Origin of the sequence: Streptomyces pseudogriseolus (genome assembly GCA_002154585.1) — a bacterium.
In the GTDB taxonomy this organism is placed as follows: domain Bacteria; phylum Actinomycetota; class Actinomycetes; order Streptomycetales; family Streptomycetaceae; genus Streptomyces; species Streptomyces pseudogriseolus.
Window position 1 is genome coordinate 19,514 of record MUNG01000143.1, and the last position, 17,808, is coordinate 37,321.

The following is a 17,808-nucleotide window of genomic DNA, read 5'->3' on the forward strand; positions in this document are numbered from 1 at the left end:
CGTCATCGGTCGATCCGGGCGGCATTCCTCGGCCGCCCTTCCTTGCCTCGATCCTCGCCGGGCGGGGGAACGGCGGACATGAGCGCCGATACTCATCACGGCCTGAGTAAGTACCTGCTGCGGGCGTCGAGTTGAACCGGCTCCCACTCAGAGCGACGCACTCACGCCCGCACGCGACGTCCCGCCCCGCAGTGCCCGTGCACTGTCCGCCCCGCCTCCCGTTGGGTGCCGGAACAACATGGCGTCCGGGACGCCCCGTGGCACGGTCCGGGTCTGGTTGACTCCGGCGCCCACCCCCACACCGTGCCCGCACCCCTGCCGGGGTGCCCGAGCAGCATGAGCGGAGCCACCCCATGTCCTTCGGACAGCAGCCCTGGTCCGGGCCGCCGCCGCACCACCACCCCGACCCGAGGACGACGGCCCACGCCCGGCCTCCCGCCGCGCACGAGCATGACGACGCCGAGGAGGCGGCACGCCTGAGCGTCGGGCTGCGGATCGGGGCCCGGATCGCCGTCGTGTGGCTGGTCTACGTGACGGGCGCCGCGCTCGTGCCGGGCGGGTACGGCACGCCGGTCGCCGGGACCGTGAGTCTCGGGGCCGTGCTGGCCCTGGTGCCGCTGGGGGTCGGGGTGCACGGGGTCGTCGCGTACGGGCGGCGGGTCGACCGGGCCGCGGCGGCCGATGCCGAGCACCGGAGGTGGTCGTGACCGAGTTGCTCGACTCCTCCTCCCGCTCCCTCGTCTTCGCCGTGTTCTCCGTCTTCGTCGTCATCTGCCTGATGCTGTGCGTCATCACCGGCGCCGACGAGGACGACCGCGCTCTCGTGCGGTCCGACAGCCGGCGGCTGCGCTCCTGGCAGCAGGGCGTCGCGATGGGCGGTGACACGACGACCGTGGCGACGGTCACCGTGCTGGTGGGCATGGTCGCCACGACCGGGTTCGACGGGCTCGGCGTGATGCTGGGCAGCCTGGTCGGGGTGCTCCTCTTCCTCGTGCTCGTCATCGAGCCGCTGCGGGCGCACGCCTCGCTGACCGCGCCCGATCTGCTGGACGCGCGCGGCAGCGGCGGGCCGGCCGTGCGGGTGGCGTGGGGTGTGGTGACGCTGCTGGTCTGTTTCCCGTTGCTGGTCGTGCAGTTGGTGGTGGTCGGGAACGTGGCCGCCGCCGTGCTCGGACAGCCGGGAGCCCGGACGGGGTGCATCGTCGTCATCGGCGTGGTGATGACCGCGCTGGCCGTCAGCGGCGGTATCCGGGGCACGGGTGTGGTGATGATCGCCAAGTCAGCGATCGCGCTGCCCGTGCTGGTGGTTGCCGCCGGCCTCGTCCTGCACCGCTTCGGCGGGGATCTCGGCCGGCTGCTCGACGCGGCGGCGCTCGGCTCGGGGACGGGCGAGGCGTTCCTGCGGCCCGGCGGCTACACGGGTGACGGGTGGGCCGGGGCGGTGAACCGGGTCGGGCAGATCCTCGGCATGACGATGGCCACGCTCGCCATGCCCGCCGTGCTGATGCGGGCGATCGCGACGAAGAGCCCGCGCGGAGCCCGTACCGTCGGCCGCTGGATGCTCGGCGAGCTGGTCGTGCTGTACGGCGCTCTCGCCGTCGTCGGTGTAGGCGCGGCGGCGCTGGCCGGCGGGGTGCTGCGGGAGGCCGGTCCGTCGGCGCAGGTGTTCACGCCGCTGCTGCTGGGGCGGGCGCTGGACGGCGGCGGCCTCCTGGTCGCGGCCCTCGCCTGCGTCCTCTTCCTCACCGCGCTGGCCGCCGTCGTGGACGTCACCCTCGCCGCCGGCATCACGCTGGGACGGGACGTACTGGCCGCGTCCGGCGACCGCCGCAAGGAGCGCGTGGACGGCGCCGCGTCACGCTGGTCCGCCGCGCTGACCGGGCTGGCCGCCGCGGCCGTGGCCGTCGTCTGCGCCGACTGGAACCTGGTCGTCGTCTCGACGCTCTGGCTGGGTCTGTGCGGGGCCTCCCTCGCGCCGGTCCTGCTGTACGCCCTGTACTGGCCCGGGTTCACGGCCCGGGGCGCGCTGTGGTGCCTGTGGGGCGCGACGGTGGTGACGGTCGTGGCGCTCGCGGTGTCGCCGTACGCGTCCGGCGTCCCCGGGGCGATCTGGCCGGACCACGACTTCCGGCTGTGGGACGTGACGATCCCGGGGCTGGTGACGACACCGGCCGGGTTCCTGCTGGGCTGGCTGGGCAGCGTCACGGACCGGCGCCGGACGGGCGGGGCGGGGCGGCCGTCCGGAGGGGCTTCTCGCGTGCCGTCCGCCGATGAGTTCCGGCGGCTGCCACGGTCGTAACCCGTACACGGACCGACACCTCAGGAGGACCCCATGTCCCGCAAGATCGTGGCCAGCGTGTTCATCTCGCTCGACGGCGTCGTGGAGGCGCCCGACCAGTGGCACTTCCCGTACTTCGACGAGGAGATGGGCGCGGCCGTGGGCGCGGGTCTGAGCAACGCCGACACCATGCTCTTCGGCCGCGTGACGTACGACAGCTTCGCCGGCGCCTGGCCGGGACGGGAGGCGGCGGGCGAAGAGGACGCGGGCTTCGCCAAGCAGCTCGGCGACATGCGGAAGATCGTGTTCTCCCGCAGTCCGCTGGACTTCCAGTGGCGCAACTCCGAGCAGGCGGGGGGCGACGTGGCCGAGGTGGCCGCCGCGCTGAAGCAGGAGCCGGGGGGTGACATCGGGCTGAGCGGCTCGATCTCGATCATCCGCCAGCTGCTGGCCGCCGGGCTGCTCGACGAGCTGCAGCTCATCGTCCACCCGATCGCCGTACGCACGGGCATGCGGCTGTTCGACGAGGGCGAGCCGTCGATCCCGCTGAAGCTGCTGAAGTCGGAGACGTTCGGCACGGGGGTGCTCAACCTCGTGTACGGGCCGGACACGGCGCCGCCGACGGGGGGTTACGAGGAGGCGGTGGCGTCGCTCGGGGAGTGACGCCACCCGCACCCTTATCGTTCACACCCAAATAGCGTGTTGACACCCTCAACACATAGACGCCGCCGCCCGTACGGGCTAAGGTGTACGCTCCCTGCAAGATGTACCCATCTTGCACGGGACGGGCGTCATGGGGAGGGGTAAGTGGGGTTGGGGATTGTCGGCGGACGTTTCCGCATCACGGGCGTCGTCGGACGCGGGAACATGGGCGAGGTGCACCGGGCGGAGGACCTCGAGGCCGCCGCGGACTCCCCGCACCGGCAGGTCGCCGTCAAGACCCTGCTGCGCAGCCGGACCGGGGGCGCGATCGACACCTCCGGGTCCGGCAAGGAGACCGCCCGGTTCCGCCGTGAGGTGCGCATCATGCGCATGCTCTCCCAGGGGCACCCGAACCTCACGCTGCTGATCGACGGCGGCGTGGACGACTCGGCGGACGGCGGCGGACTGCCGTACCTGGCGATGGAGCTGCTGGACGGCAGTCCGCTCGCGGACCTCATCGACGAGGAGCCCCAGCTGCCGGTCTCCTGGGTCGCGGCCGTCGGCGCGCAGATCGCGTCCGGGCTGACGGCGGCGCACACGGCCGGGGTCGTGCACCGCGACCTGAAGCCGGCCAACGTGATGCTGACCGGTGACGGCACGGTCAAGGTCCTCGACTTCGGCATGGGCTCGATCGTCGACGACCCCGACCAGACGCGGCTCACCAGCACGGGCGTGAGCCTCGGCACGGCCCGGTACATGGCGCCCGAGCAGTTCCGTGCCGAGCAGGTCTCCGCCCCGGCCGACCTGTACGCGCTCGGCTGCATCCTGTACGAACTGCTCATAGGGCGGCCGCCGTTCTCCGGCCGGACCCACTACGAGATCTCCGAGCAGCATCTGCACGAGCGGCCGCCCCAGTTGACGCTGGTGCGCCCGGACCTGCCCGCAGGGCTGGTGCGGCTGGTGGAGCGTCTGCTGGAGAAGGACGCCGAACTGCGCCCGGAGAACGCCGCCCTGGTCCGTGAGGCCCTGGTGCCGCTCGCCCTCGCGCCGGACCCCACGGCCGCCCTGCTCGCCCCGCACTGGCAGGAGATGGACCCGGTGGCGCGGCTGCGCGCCCTGCTTCCCGAGCGGGCCCCCGCCGTGCCCGCGCCCGCGCCGCGCAGGCAGCCGCGGCTGCCGGAGGCGATGGACGTCTTCGGCATCCACGCCGACCTGATCGGCGAGTACGAGAGCTTCACCCGCAGCGGCACGGTGATCCGCGACGCCCGGATCGAGGGCTTCGTCGCGGACGACCTGAAGGCGAAGTCGCAGTGGCCCGACCCGTGGCTGTCGCTGAACCCGTTCTTCGCCGACGGCGGCCAGGTCACCGACCTGGTGCGGGACGGCGTCCTGCACCCGAGGTGCGCGGAGATCTTCCAGGCGGGGAAGAAGGAGACGTCGTCGCGTCCGGACGGACGGCCGCTGACCTTCCACCTGCACCAGCGGCAGGCGATCGAGGCCGCGCAGGCGGGCGACTCGTACGTGCTGACCACCGGCACCGGTTCCGGCAAGTCGCTGTCGTACATCGTGCCGATCGTGGACCGGGTGCTGAAGGAGCGTGAGGCGGCGGGACCGGACGCCGAGCGCAGGGTGCGGGCGATCGTCGTCTACCCGATGAACGCGCTGGCCAACTCGCAGCTCGGGGAGCTGGAGAAGTATCTGCGCCACGGCTTCGGGAAGGGCCGCGAGCCGGTCACGTTCGCCCGGTACACCGGCCAGGAGTCCAGCGAGGAGCGCCGTGAGCTGCGCAAGAACCCGCCGGACATCCTGCTGACCAACTACGTGATGCTGGAGCTGATGCTGACCCGGCCGGACGACCGGTCCAGCCTGATCCGCATGGCGGAGGGACTGCAGTTCCTGGTCTTCGACGAGCTGCACACCTACCGGGGCCGGCAGGGCGCCGACGTGGCGTTCCTGATCCGCCGGGTGCGCGAGGCGTGCCGGGCGTCGGAGTCCCTCCAGTGCATCGGCACCTCGGCGACCATGTCCACCGAGGGCACCTGGGACGACCAGCGGCGTGAGGTGGCGAAGGTCGCCGGGCGGCTGTTCGGCACGACGGTGCTGCCGGAGCGGGTCATCGGCGAGACCCTGGTCCGGGCCACGGAGGAGGCGCCGGAGTCGGTGCCCGCCGAGCGGCTGCGGGTGCCCTCGGCGCCCCGGTCGTACGAGGCGCTGACGAAGGACTCCCTGGCGCGCTGGGTGGAGTCGCGGTTCGGACTGGAGCGGGAGGAGGGCACGGGACGGCTGCGCCGCCGTGCCCCGGCGACCGTGGAGGAGGCGGCGGCGGAGCTGTCCGCCGCGTCGGGTGTCGCCGAGGAGACCGTGCGCGAGGCGATCCGGACGACGCTGGAGGCGGGCGCGCAGGCCAAGCACCCGGTGACGGAGCGGCCGTTGTTCGCGTTCCGGCTGCACCAGTTCCTGTCCAAGGGCGACACCGTCTACACCACGCTGGAGGACCCGCTCACCCGGCCGCTGACCCGCACCTATCAGCTGGAGCAGCCGGACAGCGGCGGCAAGCCGCTGTTCCCGCTGGCGTTCTGCCGTGAGTGCGGGCAGGAGTATCTGACGGTGTGGCGCACCGAGGACGGCGGCGCCTTCCGGTACGAGCCGCGCCGGGACACCTCCGCCTCCGGGGGCCGCGAGGGCGAGGGCTACCTGTATCTGGGCATGCCGGGGCAGGACTACGAGTGGCCGGCCGACCCGCAGAAGGCGGTGGACGACCGTCGGCTGCCGGAGTCGTGGCTGGAGCCGGACGCGAACGGCGGGACGACCGTCAAGAAGTCGTACCGTCCGCGCGTGCCGAAGCGGGTCGTCGTGGACGCGCACGGCAACGAGTCGGGCGAGGGCCTGGTGGCGGCGTTCGTGCCGGCGCCGTTCCTGTTCTGCGTGCACTGCCAGGTCAGTTACGAGCAGACGCGCGGCCGGGACTTCGCGAAGCTGGCCACGCTGGACCAGGAGGGGCGGTCGTCGGCGACGTCGCTGATCTCCGCGTCGATCGTGAAGTCCCTGCGGGCGATGCCGGAGGACGGCCTGGGCAAGGAGGCGCGCAAGCTCCTCACGTTCGTCGACAACCGGCAGGACGCGTCCCTCCAGGCGGGGCACTTCAACGACTTCGCGCAGGTGACGCAGTTGCGCGGCGCGCTGTACCAGGCGGCGGTGCAGGCGGGTGAGGACGGGCTGCGCCACGACGACCTCGCGGAGGCCGTCACCGAGGTGATGGGTCTGACGCCCCGCGACTACGCGGCGGGCACGAACCTGCCGCCGTCGATGGAGAAGCGGGCGACGAAGGTGTTCCGGGAGGTCGTCGGGTACCGCCTGTACCGCGACCTGGAGCGCGGCTGGCGGATCACGATGCCGAACCTGGAGCAGACGGGTCTGCTGCGGATCGACTACGAGGACCTGGCCTGGGTCGCCGCCCAGCCGGACCGCTGGCAGTCCGCGCACGCGGTGCTGCGTGACGCCGACGCGCCCCTGCGCGAGGAGATCAGCCGGACGCTGCTCGACTACCTGCGGCGTGAACTCGCCATCGACGTGCAGTACTTCCGCGACGACTTCGACACGTTGCAGCGGGCGAGCGAGGAGCGGCTGACGGGGCCGTGGGTGCTGAGCGACTCGGACCAGCCGACCGTGGGCACCGCCTACCCGTACGGTTCGCGGCCGGGCATGGAGCGTTCCGCGCTGTTCCTGTCGGCGCGCGGCAAGTTCGGCAAGTATCTGCGCCGGAACATGCCCGCCCTGCGGGAGCCGTCCGTCTCCCTGGACGACGTGCAGGGCGTCATCGAGGACCTGTTGAAGGTGTTGCGGGACGCGGACCTGGTGCGTGAGGTGGAGGCGGCCCCCGAGCGCTCGGGGCCGGCCTTCCGCCGCCGCGCGTCGGAGAAGCGGACCGGCTACCGGGTGTCGGCGGCGGCGCTGATCTGGCGGGCGGGTGACGGGGAGCGCGGCGCGGTCGACCCGCTGGCGCGCACCTACAGCAGCGGCGAGGGACCCCGCGTCAACCCGTTCTTCCGCGACCTGTACCGCACGGCGGCGTCCGAGCTGGCGGGGCTGTTCGCGCGGGAGCACACGGCGCAGGTCACGCCGGAGGACCGGCTGGAGCGTGAGCGGCAGTTCCGTGACGCCGAACTGCCCCTGCTGTACTGCTCGCCGACGATGGAGCTGGGCGTGGACATCTCCTCGCTCAACGCGGTGATGATGCGCAACGTGCCGCCGACCCCGGCGAACTACGCGCAGCGTTCGGGCCGGGCGGGCCGCTCCGGTCAGCCCGCGCTGGTGACCACGTACTGCGCGACGGGCAACAGCCACGACCAGTACTACTTCCGGCGTTCCCAGGACATGGTGTCGGGGCAGGTGGCCCCGCCGCGTCTGGACCTCGCCAACGAGGACCTGGTCCGTTCGCACATCCAGGGCATCTGGCTGGCGGAGACCGAGATGAAGCTCGGCGCCGCGATCCCGGACGTCATCGACGTCGCCTATGACCCGGACGGCGACGACCGCCCCGATCCGCAGATGCCGCTGCCGCTGCTCGACCGGATCCGGGACCTGTCCCTGGACGAGGGCGCGCGCCGGCGTGCGGTCGCCGCCGCCCGGACGGTCCTCGCCCCGCTGATCGCGGACTTCGAGGCGACGACGTGGTGGTACGACGAGTGGATCGAGGACCGGATCGAGCGGGCCCCGGCGAAGTTCGACGCGGCCTTCGACCGGTGGCGGGACCTGTTCCGGGCGGCGGTCATCGACCAGTACGAGCAGAACAAGCGGGTCGTGGACCACACCCTGTCCCCCGGTGAGCAGAGCCGGGCGCGCACGCGCCGCCGGGAGGCGGAGACGCAGACGAACCTGCTGCTGAACCGCTCCACCGACAGCAAGTCGGTGATGAGCGACTTCAACCCGTACCGGTATCTGGCGTCCGAGGGGTTCCTGCCCGGCTACAGTTTCCCGCGCCTGCCGCTGGCCGCGTACATCCCGCGCTCCGGGAACCGGCGCAACGCCGACGGCGACTACCTCCAGCGGCCCCGGTTCCTCGCGATCCGCGAGTTCGGCCCCGGCGCGCTCATCTACCACGAGGGCGCCCGCTACCAGGTGACGCGGGTGCAGCTGCCGCCGGACGCCTCGGGCGACCTGGCGACGGCGGAGGCCCGCCGCTGCGACGGCTGCGGCTACCACCACGACGTCAAGGCGGGTTCGGACCTGTGCGCGATGTGCGGCGAGCCGCTGCGCGGCAAGCGCACGGGCCTGCTCCAGCTGCACACCGTGTACACCACCCCGCGCGAGCGGATCTCCTCGGACGAGGAGGAGCGGCGCAGGGCCGGGTTCCGTCTGGAGACGTCGTACGCGTTCCAGGATCACGGCGCCCGCAAGGGCCGTCTCACCTCGCACGTCGGCGACGCGGAGGGCGTGCCCGTCCTGGACCTGGACTACGGCGACTCGGCGACCGTCCGCATCACCAACCTGGGCCGGGTCCGCGACAAGGAGGGCGAGCCGGACGGTTACTGGCTGGACCTGGGCGACGGCCGCTGGCTGAACGACCGGGCCGCCGCGGACGCCATCGAGGGCACCGGCATGCCGGTGGTCGACGAGGACGGCAACGAGAAGCGCCGCAAGAAGCGGGTCCTGCCGTACGTGGAGGACCGCCGGAACATCCTGGTGGTGACGCTGGACGAGCCGCAGCCGGAGCCGGTGGCGCTGTCGTTCCTGTACGCGCTGGAGCGGGGCATCGAGGCGGCGTTCGAGCTGGAGGACTCCGAGCTGACGGCGGAGCTGCTGCCCCCGGACGACGGGCCGCGCCGCCGCATGCTGTTCACGGAGGCCGCGGAGGGCGGCGCGGGCGTGCTGCGCCGCATCCAGCACGAGAAGGACGCGCTGGCGAAGGCCGCCCGGACGGCGCTGGAGATCTGCCACTTCGACCCCGACACGGGCGAGGACCTGGGCGGTCCCTCGGAGCACGAGAAGTGCGCCCGCGGCTGCTACACCTGCCTGCTGACGTACGCCAACCAGGGCCACCACCGGCAGCTCAGCCGGCACACCGCCCGCCCGCTGCTGCTGCGCCTGGCCGGCGCCCGCACCGAGCGGGAGGACCGGGGCGAGTCGCGCAGCGAGGCGTTCCGCAGGCTCGTCCCGGCGGCTGCCGCCGCGGGCGGCGACCGCACGGCGGCCGGGGACGCTCCCGCCGCCGCCGAGGTCTCCCCCGTGTCGGTGCCGACCCCGCTGGAGTCGGATCTGGCGGCGCTCGTCGCGCAGGGCGATCTGGTGGGCTGGCTGAAGGCGAAGGGGTACCGGCTGCCGGACGAGGTGGACGTGTTCGTCGACGCGGCGGCGGCCCGGCCCGACCTGGTGTTCCGCCTGGACGGCGTCCACCTCGCCGTGTTCGTCGACACCCCGGGCCGCCCGGCCGACTCCACCCGTGACGTGGACGCCGGCTACCGCCTGGAGGAGGCCGGCTGGGACGTCGTGCGCTTCCCGGCGGACGCGGACTGGGACGCCGTCGTCGAGCATCACGCCGCCTACTTCCATCTGCGCTGACCCGCCCCGCACGCATCGACTTCCCGACGTATCGACCCTTGAGGAACTGAGACATCCCATGAGCCCCACGTACACAGCCGGCTCGCTGGTCGCCGCCCGTGGCCGGGAATGGGTGGTGCTGCCCGAGAGCGCCCCCGACATGCTGGTGCTGCGCCCGCTGGGCGGGAGCGAGGACGACATCGCGGCCGTGTTCCCCTCGTTCGAGGAGGTGCGGCCCGCCGAGTTCGCCGCGCCGAGCCCGGACGACCTGGGCGACCAGCGCGCGGCCGGTCTGCTGCGCACGGCGCTGCGCATCGGGTTCCGGTCGGGCGCGGGCCCGTTCCGCTCGCTGGCGTCGATCGCCGTGGAGCCGCGCGCCTACCAGCTGGTGCCGCTGCTGATGGCGCTGCGGCAGCGCACGGTGCGCCTGCTGATCTCGGACGACGTCGGTATCGGCAAGACGGTCGAGGCGGGCCTGATCGCCAAGGAGCTGCTGGCGCAGGGCGAGGCGACCCGGCTGGCGGTGCTGTGCTCCCCCGCGCTGGCCGAGCAGTGGCAGGCGGAACTGCGGGAGAAGTTCGGCATCGACGCCGAACTGGTGCTGGCGTCCACGGTGTCGCGCCTGGAGCGGAACCTGGAGCTGGGGCAGTCGCTGTTCGACAAGCACCCGTTCACGATCATCTCGACGGACTTCATCAAGTCGACCCGGCACCGCGAGGACTTCGTCAAGCACTGCCCCGACCTGGTGATCGTCGACGAGGCGCACACCTGTGTCGCCGCCGACGACGCCGCGCAGGGCGGCGCGTCCTCCGCGACGAACCAGCTCCGCTACGAGCTGCTGCGGAAGGTGTCCGCCGACGCCGACCGCCATCTGCTGCTGCTGACGGCGACCCCGCACTCCGGCAAGGAGTCCGCGTTCCGCAACCTGCTCGGCCTGGTGCGGCCCGAGCTGGCGACGCTGGACCTGGAGACGCCGGCGGGCCGCGCGAAGCTCGCCGAGCACTTCGTGGCCCGCAAGCGCGCCGACGTCCGCACCTACCTCACCAAGGAGGACGGTCTCACCGACGACTCCCTGATCGAGCGGACCGCGTTCCCCTCCGACCGCTGGACGAAGGACGAGCCGTACAAGCTGACGCCCGCCTACCGTGCGCTCCTTGACGACGCGATCGCCTACGCCGCGGACCGCGTCCACGCGGCCGGTGAGCAGGGCAAGCGGGAGGCCCGGATCGCCTGGTGGTCGGTGATCGCCCTGCTGCGCTCCATGGTGTCGTCCCCGGCCGCCGCCGCGCAGACCCTGAAGACGCGCTCCGAGTCCGCCACCGCCCGCACCGCGCACGAGGCGGACGTGCTGGGCGCCCCGGTGGCCGCCGACTCCGCGGAGAACGACCGCCTGGAGGGCATGGACGTCACGCCCGGCGCCGCCGAGTCGGAGGACGCGGGCGCCCGCCTGCTGGAACTGGCCGGACGCGCCGAGGAGTTGATGGGCCCGGCGGGCGACGCGAAGCTGAAGGCGCTGACCAAGCACCTGAAGGACCTGATCAGCGAGGGCTACAACCCCATCGTCTTCTGCCGCTACATCCCCACCGCCGACTATCTCGCCGAGCAGCTGGACGGCAAGCTCGGCAAGAAGACGAAGATCGCCTCCGTGACCGGCACGCTCTCCCCGCAGCAGCGCCTGGAGCGCATCGAGCAGCTCGCCGCCGAGGCCGCCGAGGCGGGCGACGACCCGGCCGTGCGCCGCGTGCTGATCGCCACCGACTGCCTCTCCGAGGGCGTCAACCTCCAGCACCACTTCGACGCCGTCGTCCACTACGACCTGGCCTGGAACCCCACCCGCCACGACCAGCGCGAGGGCCGCGTCGACCGCTACGGCCAGAAACGCGACCAGGTCCGCGTCATCACCATGTACGGCGAGGACAACGGGATCGACGGCAAGGTCCTGGACGTGCTGTTCAAGAAGCACCGCCAGATCAAGAAGGACCTCGGCATCTCCGTCTCCGTCCCCGACGAGACCGCCTCCGGCGTCACCGACGCCGTGGTGGAGTGGCTGCTGCTGCACGGCCGGCAGGGCAGCCAGGAGAGCCTGTTCGAGATGGACGGCCACCAGGAGTCCTTCGACCGTATCGAGCGGGAGTGGAGCTCGGCCGCCGAGCGGGAGAAAACCTCCCGTTCCAAGTACGCGCAGCGTGCCATCCACCCGGAGGAGGTGGCCCGCGAGGTCGCCGCCGTACGGGCCGCGCTCGGCGGCGCGGAGGAGGTGCGCGAGTTCACGCTGGAGGCGCTGCGGGACCTGGACGCGCTGATCCGCGACCCGCGGGACGGCAGCGGTGACTTCACCGCCCAGGTCGGCGGCACCCCGGCCGGGCTGCGGGACGCGCTCGCGGCCACGCTGGGCAACCGGCTGGTCGAGGAGGACCGCGAGATTCCCTTCCGCACGACCCCGGCGATCGGGCGCGGCGAGGCCGCCCTCGTCCGCACCGACCCGGCGATCGGGGCCGTCGCCTCGTACGTCCTGGACTCGGCGCTCGACGCCAAGGCGCTGGGTCCGCGCCCGGCCCGCCGCTGCGGTGTGGTGACGACGGACGCGGTGAGCGTGCGCACCACGCTGCTGCTGGTCCGCTACCGCTTCCACCTCACCCTGCCGTCCCGCACGGGCGAGCGGCAGCTCGTCGCCGAGGACGCACGGCTCCTCGCCTACGAGGGGCTGCCGCAGCGCGCCCGCTGGCTGGACGACGACGCGGCCACCGCGCTCCTGGGTGCCCGCGCCACCGCCAACACCCATGAGCTGGCCGCCCGCAACGCCATCACCCGCGCGCTGGACGGCCTGCCCGGCATCGCCGACCACCTCACCGAGTACGGCACCCGCCTGGCCGCCGAACTCGACGCCTCGCACCGCCGCGTGCGCAAGGCCAACGAGGAGATCGTCCGCGGCCTGAAGGTCGTCCGCAGGAGCCCGCCGACGTCCTCGGCGTGTACGTCTACCTGCCGCCCGCCGCCCCCGCCGCCTCTACCGTGTCCGGAGCCGAAGCCTGATGTCCGCCGCCGCCACCCGCACCGCCCTGGCCTTCACCGCCGTCACCACGGTCGGCGGACTCCTCCCCGCCGACATGCTGCTCCGCATCGCCGAGGCGCGGAACCTGCCCGGCACCAAGCCCGCCGACTACGGCCTCCCCGCGTCCGTCCCGGTCCGGGACGAGGCCGAGCGCGCCTGGGAGTACCTCAAGCCGCTGTGGCGCGAGCTGCGGGCCGCGCTGCCCTCGGATCCGGTCACGGGTGCCCCGTCCGCCGACCCGACGGGGCGGGCGGGCTCGGATTGGCTCGCCCAGTTGTTCCGCAAGCTGGACTTCGGGGCGCTGACGGAGGTCGGGACGGCGGGCATCCCTGCCGACTCGGACCCGGAGAAGCGGTTCCCGGTGTCGCACCGGCACGGGCCAGCGCTGGTGCATCTGGTGCCGTGGAACCAGGAGTTGGACAAGCGTCCGGCGGCCGGTCAGGTCCCGGCGCAGTCGATGCTCCAGGACTGCCTGAACCGGGCCGAGGCCCACCTGTGGGCGGTCCTGACGAACGGGCGCCGGCTGCGGCTGCTGCGGGACTCGTCTTCCTTTGCCACGGCGGCGTACGTCGAGTTCGACCTCGAGGCGATCTTCGACGGGGAGCTGTTCAGCGAGTTCGTGCTGCTGTACTGCGTGCTGCATGCGTCGCGGTTCGCCGTGCCGGAGGGGGCGGCGCCGGCCGGGTGCTGGCTGGAGAAGTGGCGTACGGAGGCCGTCACATCGGGGGCGCGTGCGCTGGACCAGTTGCGGCTGGGCGTGCAGAACGCGCTGACCGTGCTCGGCACCGGATTCCTGCGGCACCCGGAGAACGTGCGGCTGCGGGAGGATGTGGACGCAAAGGCGCTGCGGGACGCGCTGCTGCGGCTGGTGTACCGGCTGTTGTTCGTGTTCGTGGCCGAGGACCGGGATGCGTTGCTCGACCCGGCGGCCGGCGAGCGGCAGCGGGAGGCCTACGAGCGGTACTTCTCGTCGGCGCGGCTGCGGGAGCGGGCGCGGCGGCGGCAGGGGACGGCCCACGGTGACCAGTACGAGGCGCTGCGGATCGTCCTCGACGCGCTGGGCACGGAGGGGGGCCGTCCGGAGCTGGGGCTGCCTGGACTCGGTGGGTTGTTCTCGCACACGGAGGCGGACGCGCCGCTGGACGGGCTGAAGCTGTCCAACGAGTCGTTGCTGGCGGCGGTGCGGCACCTGGCTCAGGTGCGGGACCCGGGGGCGCGGCGGTGGCGTTCGGTGGACTACCGGCATCTGGACGCGGAGGAGCTGGGCTCGGTCTACGAGTCGCTGCTGGAGCTGGAGCCCAAGCACTCGGCTACGGACCGGTCCTTCGAGTTGATCGAGGTCGCGGGCAACAGCCGGAAGACGACCGGTAGTTACTACACCCCGTCGTCGTTGATCGAGTGCTTGCTCGACACGACGCTCGATCCGGTCATAGACGACGCGGTCAAGCGGGGTGAGGAGCGGGCGACGAAGGCCGGCCGTCCTGACCCGGCCGACGACATCGTGGAGGAACTGCTCGGGCTTACGGTCTGCGACCCGGCTTGTGGGTCGGGGCATTTCCTTGTTGCTTCGGCTCGGCGTATCGCCAAGCGGGTGGCGTCCGTGCGGGAGCGGAACCCGGAGCCGACGGTCGATGCGGTGCGGCATGCCTTGCACGAGGTCGTCGCGCGGTGCATCTATGGCGTGGACCTCAACCCGATGGCGGTGGAGCTGGCGAAGGTTTCGCTGTGGCTGGAGGCGCTGGAGCCGGGTAAGCCGCTCGGGTTCCTTGACGCCCACGTCAAGCACGGCAACGGGCTGATCGGTGCGACGCCGAAGCTGCTGGCGGAGGGGGTTCCGGACGACGCGTTCAAGCCGATCGAGGGGGATGACAAGAAGTACGCAGCCGGGCTCGTCAAGCGGAACAGGGCCCAGCGGGGCGGGCAGGACGAGCTTCTGTTCGACACGGAGACTCTGCCTGGCAACGACCAGTACGCTGCCGAGTTGGCCCGGATCACCACGGCACCGGCAGACTCTCTGGAGCAGGTGCGGGCGCAGGAGTCGGCGTATCGGGCCTACGTCGAGTCTGCGGCCTACGTGCAGGATCTGCATGCCGCTGACGCGTGGTGCGCCGCATTTGTCTGGCCCAAGTGGGAGGGAGCGCCGGAGGCTCCGACGGACCAGGTGTTCCGGGCGTTGCGGGGGCGCGACCAGTCGGCGGTTCCGGATGCCACGCATGCCGAGATCATGAGCTTGCGCGACCAGTACCACTTCTTCCACTGGCATCTGGAGTTCCCGGAGGTGTTCGCGGTCCCTGAGTCGGGGGCGGGCGTCCAGCCGGGCACGGGGTGGGCCGGCGGGTTCGATGCGGTAGTGGGGAATCCGCCATGGGACAGTGTGAACTTGCCGGAAATCGAGTTTTTCGCAGTACGAGCGCCTGATATTGCGGCCACCAACAACACCGCCGCCCGAAAGAAGAAGATCGAGGGACTCAAGGACAACCCCGACACCGTCGACCTCTACGCCGACCACGAGGCCGCGAAGCGCAAGGTGCTCGGCGAAAGCCACTTTCTCCGTAATTCTGGCCGCTACCTCCTGACGGGACAGGGCAACCTTAACCTATACGCCCTATTCACTGAGACTGACCGAATTCTGACAGCTGACCGAGGCCGCACAGGCGTCGTCGCCCCAACCGGCATCGCCACTGATGCTCGTACGCAACACTTCTTCAAGGACCTCGTTTCAGCAAGATCTTTGGCTGCGCTATATGACTTCGAGAACCGTAGCGGGCTATTCCCCGCAGTGGACTCACGCATGAAATTCTGCGTCCTCTCCTTCACTGGCCGTAGCCTTCGAGTGCCCGCAGCCCGTTTCGCCTTCTTCGTCCATGACCCAGCCGAACTGGACTCTCCGAAGAAGATCTTTTCTCTCACTCCTGAGGAAATTCAGCTCCTCAACCCCAATACCCGCACTTGTCCCATCTTCCGCTCCCGTCGAGACGCTGAAATAACCCTCGGAATCTATCGCCGCGTACCAGTTCTCCTCAATGAGGCCGATGAGAAAAACGGTAATCCGTGGGGCGTGTCCTTCAACCAAGGACTCTTCAACATGTCGCACGACTCACATCTCTTTCGCCCCTCCACGGCCAACGGTGAGACGCTCGAGTCGATGCTCACCGACGGGTGGCAACTCGACGGCAACCTACTCGTCCGAGGTGGTGAGCGACTGCTGCCGCTATACGAGGCGAAAATGTTCCATCACTACAACCACCGCTGGGCAACCTATACCCGCAAGGGAGAAACCCGGGATCTCACTCTAGATGAAAGGAATGACCCAGGTAGCGTTGCACAACCTCGCTACTGGGTCGCCGATCAAGAGATTCAGACCGGAACGGTGGACAAGCATGGCGCTGAAGTCAAATGCGACGGCGTGAGTCAACGGCTGGCGAATCGACGCTGGACTCATGACTGGCTACTCAGTTGGCGTGACATCTGTCGAGCTACAGATGAACGCACCATGATCAACGCTGTAATCCCTCGCGTCGCCGCGCCCAACGCAACGCTACTGATGTTCCCGACACAGGGCCCCATCGCCGGTCTCGTAGCATGCCTTTCGTCCTTCGTGCTGGACTTCGCCGTACGGCAGAAGGTGGGTGGGACACATCTCTCGTTCTTCACGGCTCAGCAACTCCCGGTCCTCACCCCCCAGCAACTCTCGCCTCACATGGGTGCCGTCTCCCCCCGCGTGCTCGAACTTGCCTACACGACCTACGATATGACCCCCTTTGCTGTCTACCTCGGCGACGACAACCCTCCTTTCCGTTGGGACGAGGATCGCCGGGCTCATATTCGCAGTGAGCTGGACGCTCTCTTCTTCCATCTTTACGGCATCAACCGCGACGACGTGGCGTATATCCTCGACACTTTCCCGATCGTCAAGCGTAAAGATGAGGAGAAGTACGGCGAGTACCGCACTAAAAGCCTGGTCCTCGCCGAGTACGACCGTATGGCCGCCGCTGGCCTGACCTTGGAGAACCCGCTTACCGAGGGCGAGTCCGGCACCTACCGCTCCACACTCACTCCGCCCCCCGGTCAGGGTGCTCGCCACGACTGACCCACCCCTGGGGTGGCCCCACCCGGTGGCCACCCCGCGGTCTGCCCCACCGCTCACCCAAGGAACAACGCACGTGGTACGCGTAAACCAGACCAGCAACCCCCGGTCGGTCGTCGTCCTGAGCTCAGGTACGGATTGGCGTACGCGAGCCGCTGGGCAGAAGCGCAGCAGCGGGGCCGAGTCCGAGATACCCCGGAAGCAGCCCGCGAAAATCAGAGCCTTGCAGCAGGCCATCAGCCTGGCGAACATGGCCATCAACAAAAAGAACTGGAGTGCGGCGCGCTACGCGCTCAGCCGGGCCCGTGTCCTCGCCGACGCTCTACCCGCCAACGTGGCGGTTCCGGAACGCGAAAGACTCGCCGCGGCCCGCAAGAGGTTCGCCGCGCGCAACACGCCGGCCGCGAAGAAGGTCAGGCAGGCGAAGACGACAGCGGCCAAGCGAGCGGGCGGCAAGAAGCCCGCCCCGAACAAGTCCACGGCGAAGAGCACCGCCAAGCAGCCGAAACCCGCGCCCGTGCGCGACCTCGGTGACCGTTTCATCAACCGCGCTGCTCTCGGCTACGGCCAGAACAGAACGACGTAAGTTCCCCGAACATGATGTCCGGACCTCCGCACCACCCTGTCTCACCACTCCGGAGGAGCACCCATGGAACCACGCGGTTACCGCATGGTGGTCTCGACCGAATTCGACTACGTCAAAGCATGCGGCATAGCCGAGCGACAGCTACTCGAATGGCTCCGCAGCAAGAACTACGACCCGTCCGGTCTGGACGAGGGGCGGACTGAGATCGCCCCGCACGCCACCCTCGACCGTGACTCGGAAAGCGGGCGAAAGGGGGCTTACAGCCGGTGGCGCATGCGCGAGACACACTCCGCCACCTCGGGCACCTGGCAGTCAACGCTCATCGTGCGCTCCGGCCTCGCCGAGGACCAGGGTCGTACTTGGGTACAGGTCGACGTCGAGCACCAGCCGCCCGAGGGGCAGTTCCCCACGCGCGCCAACACGCCCAACATCGTCCGCTCCCTTCTGGACGCTTTGGAGGCGCGTGACGCCCAGGCCGACGTCACTACCGCGCCGGTTTTCGTCGAGGCCGATGAAGTCGACGACACCATCGAGGAGTTGTGCGACAGTGAGCCTTTTCCACCATCACTCTGAGCTGGTCAGATGAAGGGTGAGGACGGCTTGGACAATGCTGGTGATCCGGGTGG

Annotated in this window: 7 protein-coding genes and 2 pseudogenes; all 9 read left to right on the top strand. The window is 70.7% G+C overall.

Going from position 1 to position 17,808, the window contains the following annotated elements:
* Nucleotides 1–353 precede the first annotated feature (353 nt).
* The 9 genes and pseudogenes from CCN29_RS14650 (at nt 354) to CCN29_RS14685 (ending at nt 17,755) form a co-directional block, all read left to right on the top strand.
* On the top strand, nt 354–707 hold the full coding sequence (locus CCN29_RS14650) for a hypothetical protein (RefSeq protein WP_086682350.1): 354 nt from the start codon (nt 354–356) through the stop codon (nt 705–707).
* A complete protein-coding gene (locus tag CCN29_RS14655; protein ID WP_051792137.1) occupies nt 704–2,299 on the top strand; it encodes a sodium:solute symporter family transporter in 1,596 nt (531 codons plus the stop codon). Before CCN29_RS14650 ends, CCN29_RS14655 begins: the two co-directional genes overlap by 4 nt.
* A gap of 33 nt (nt 2,300–2,332) precedes the next feature.
* Nucleotides 2,333–2,941, top strand: a complete 609-nt coding sequence (locus tag CCN29_RS14660) for a dihydrofolate reductase family protein (protein ID WP_086682353.1) — start codon at nt 2,333–2,335, stop codon at nt 2,939–2,941.
* 204 nt (nt 2,942–3,145) lie between these two features.
* Nucleotides 3,146–9,478: a protein kinase domain-containing protein gene (locus CCN29_RS14665; RefSeq protein WP_442538377.1), complete on the top strand. Its 6,333-nt coding sequence runs from the start codon at nt 3,146–3,148 to the stop codon at nt 9,476–9,478.
* 379 nt (nt 9,479–9,857) lie between these two features.
* Nucleotides 9,858–11,270 (top strand): annotated as a pseudogene (locus tag CCN29_RS35905) (helicase-related protein); the annotation flags it as partial.
* Between the two features lie 801 nt (nt 11,271–12,071).
* Nucleotides 12,072–12,347: pseudogene (locus CCN29_RS36830) on the top strand (DUF8741 domain-containing protein); the annotation flags it as partial.
* A 142-nt stretch (nt 12,348–12,489) separates the two neighbouring features.
* Entirely contained in the window at nt 12,490–16,599 is a 4,110-nt protein-coding gene (locus tag CCN29_RS14675; RefSeq protein ID WP_086682359.1) for an Eco57I restriction-modification methylase domain-containing protein, read from the top strand.
* Nucleotides 16,600–16,819: 220 nt separating this feature from the next.
* Entirely contained in the window at nt 16,820–17,182 is a 363-nt protein-coding gene (locus tag CCN29_RS14680; RefSeq protein WP_107481700.1) for a hypothetical protein, read from the top strand.
* A gap of 63 nt (nt 17,183–17,245) precedes the next feature.
* A complete protein-coding gene (locus CCN29_RS14685) occupies nt 17,246–17,755 on the top strand; it encodes a hypothetical protein (protein ID WP_442538376.1) in 510 nt (169 codons plus the stop codon).
* Nucleotides 17,756–17,808 lie beyond the last annotated feature (53 nt).

Excerpts from the sequence above, each read along its gene's own strand:
- CCN29_RS14650 (WP_086682350.1), top strand. The coding sequence starts at position 354 with ATGTCCTTCGGACAGCAGCCCTGGTCCGGGCCGCCGCCGCACCACCAC.
- CCN29_RS14660 (WP_086682353.1), top strand. The coding sequence starts at position 2,333 with ATGTCCCGCAAGATCGTGGCCAGCGTGTTCATCTCGCTCGACGGCGTC.
- CCN29_RS14665 (WP_442538377.1), top strand. The coding sequence starts at position 3,146 with ATGGGCGAGGTGCACCGGGCGGAGGACCTCGAGGCCGCCGCGGACTCC.
- CCN29_RS14675 (WP_086682359.1), top strand. The coding sequence starts at position 12,490 with ATGTCCGCCGCCGCCACCCGCACCGCCCTGGCCTTCACCGCCGTCACC.
- CCN29_RS14685 (WP_442538376.1), top strand. The coding sequence starts at position 17,246 with ATGGAACCACGCGGTTACCGCATGGTGGTCTCGACCGAATTCGACTAC.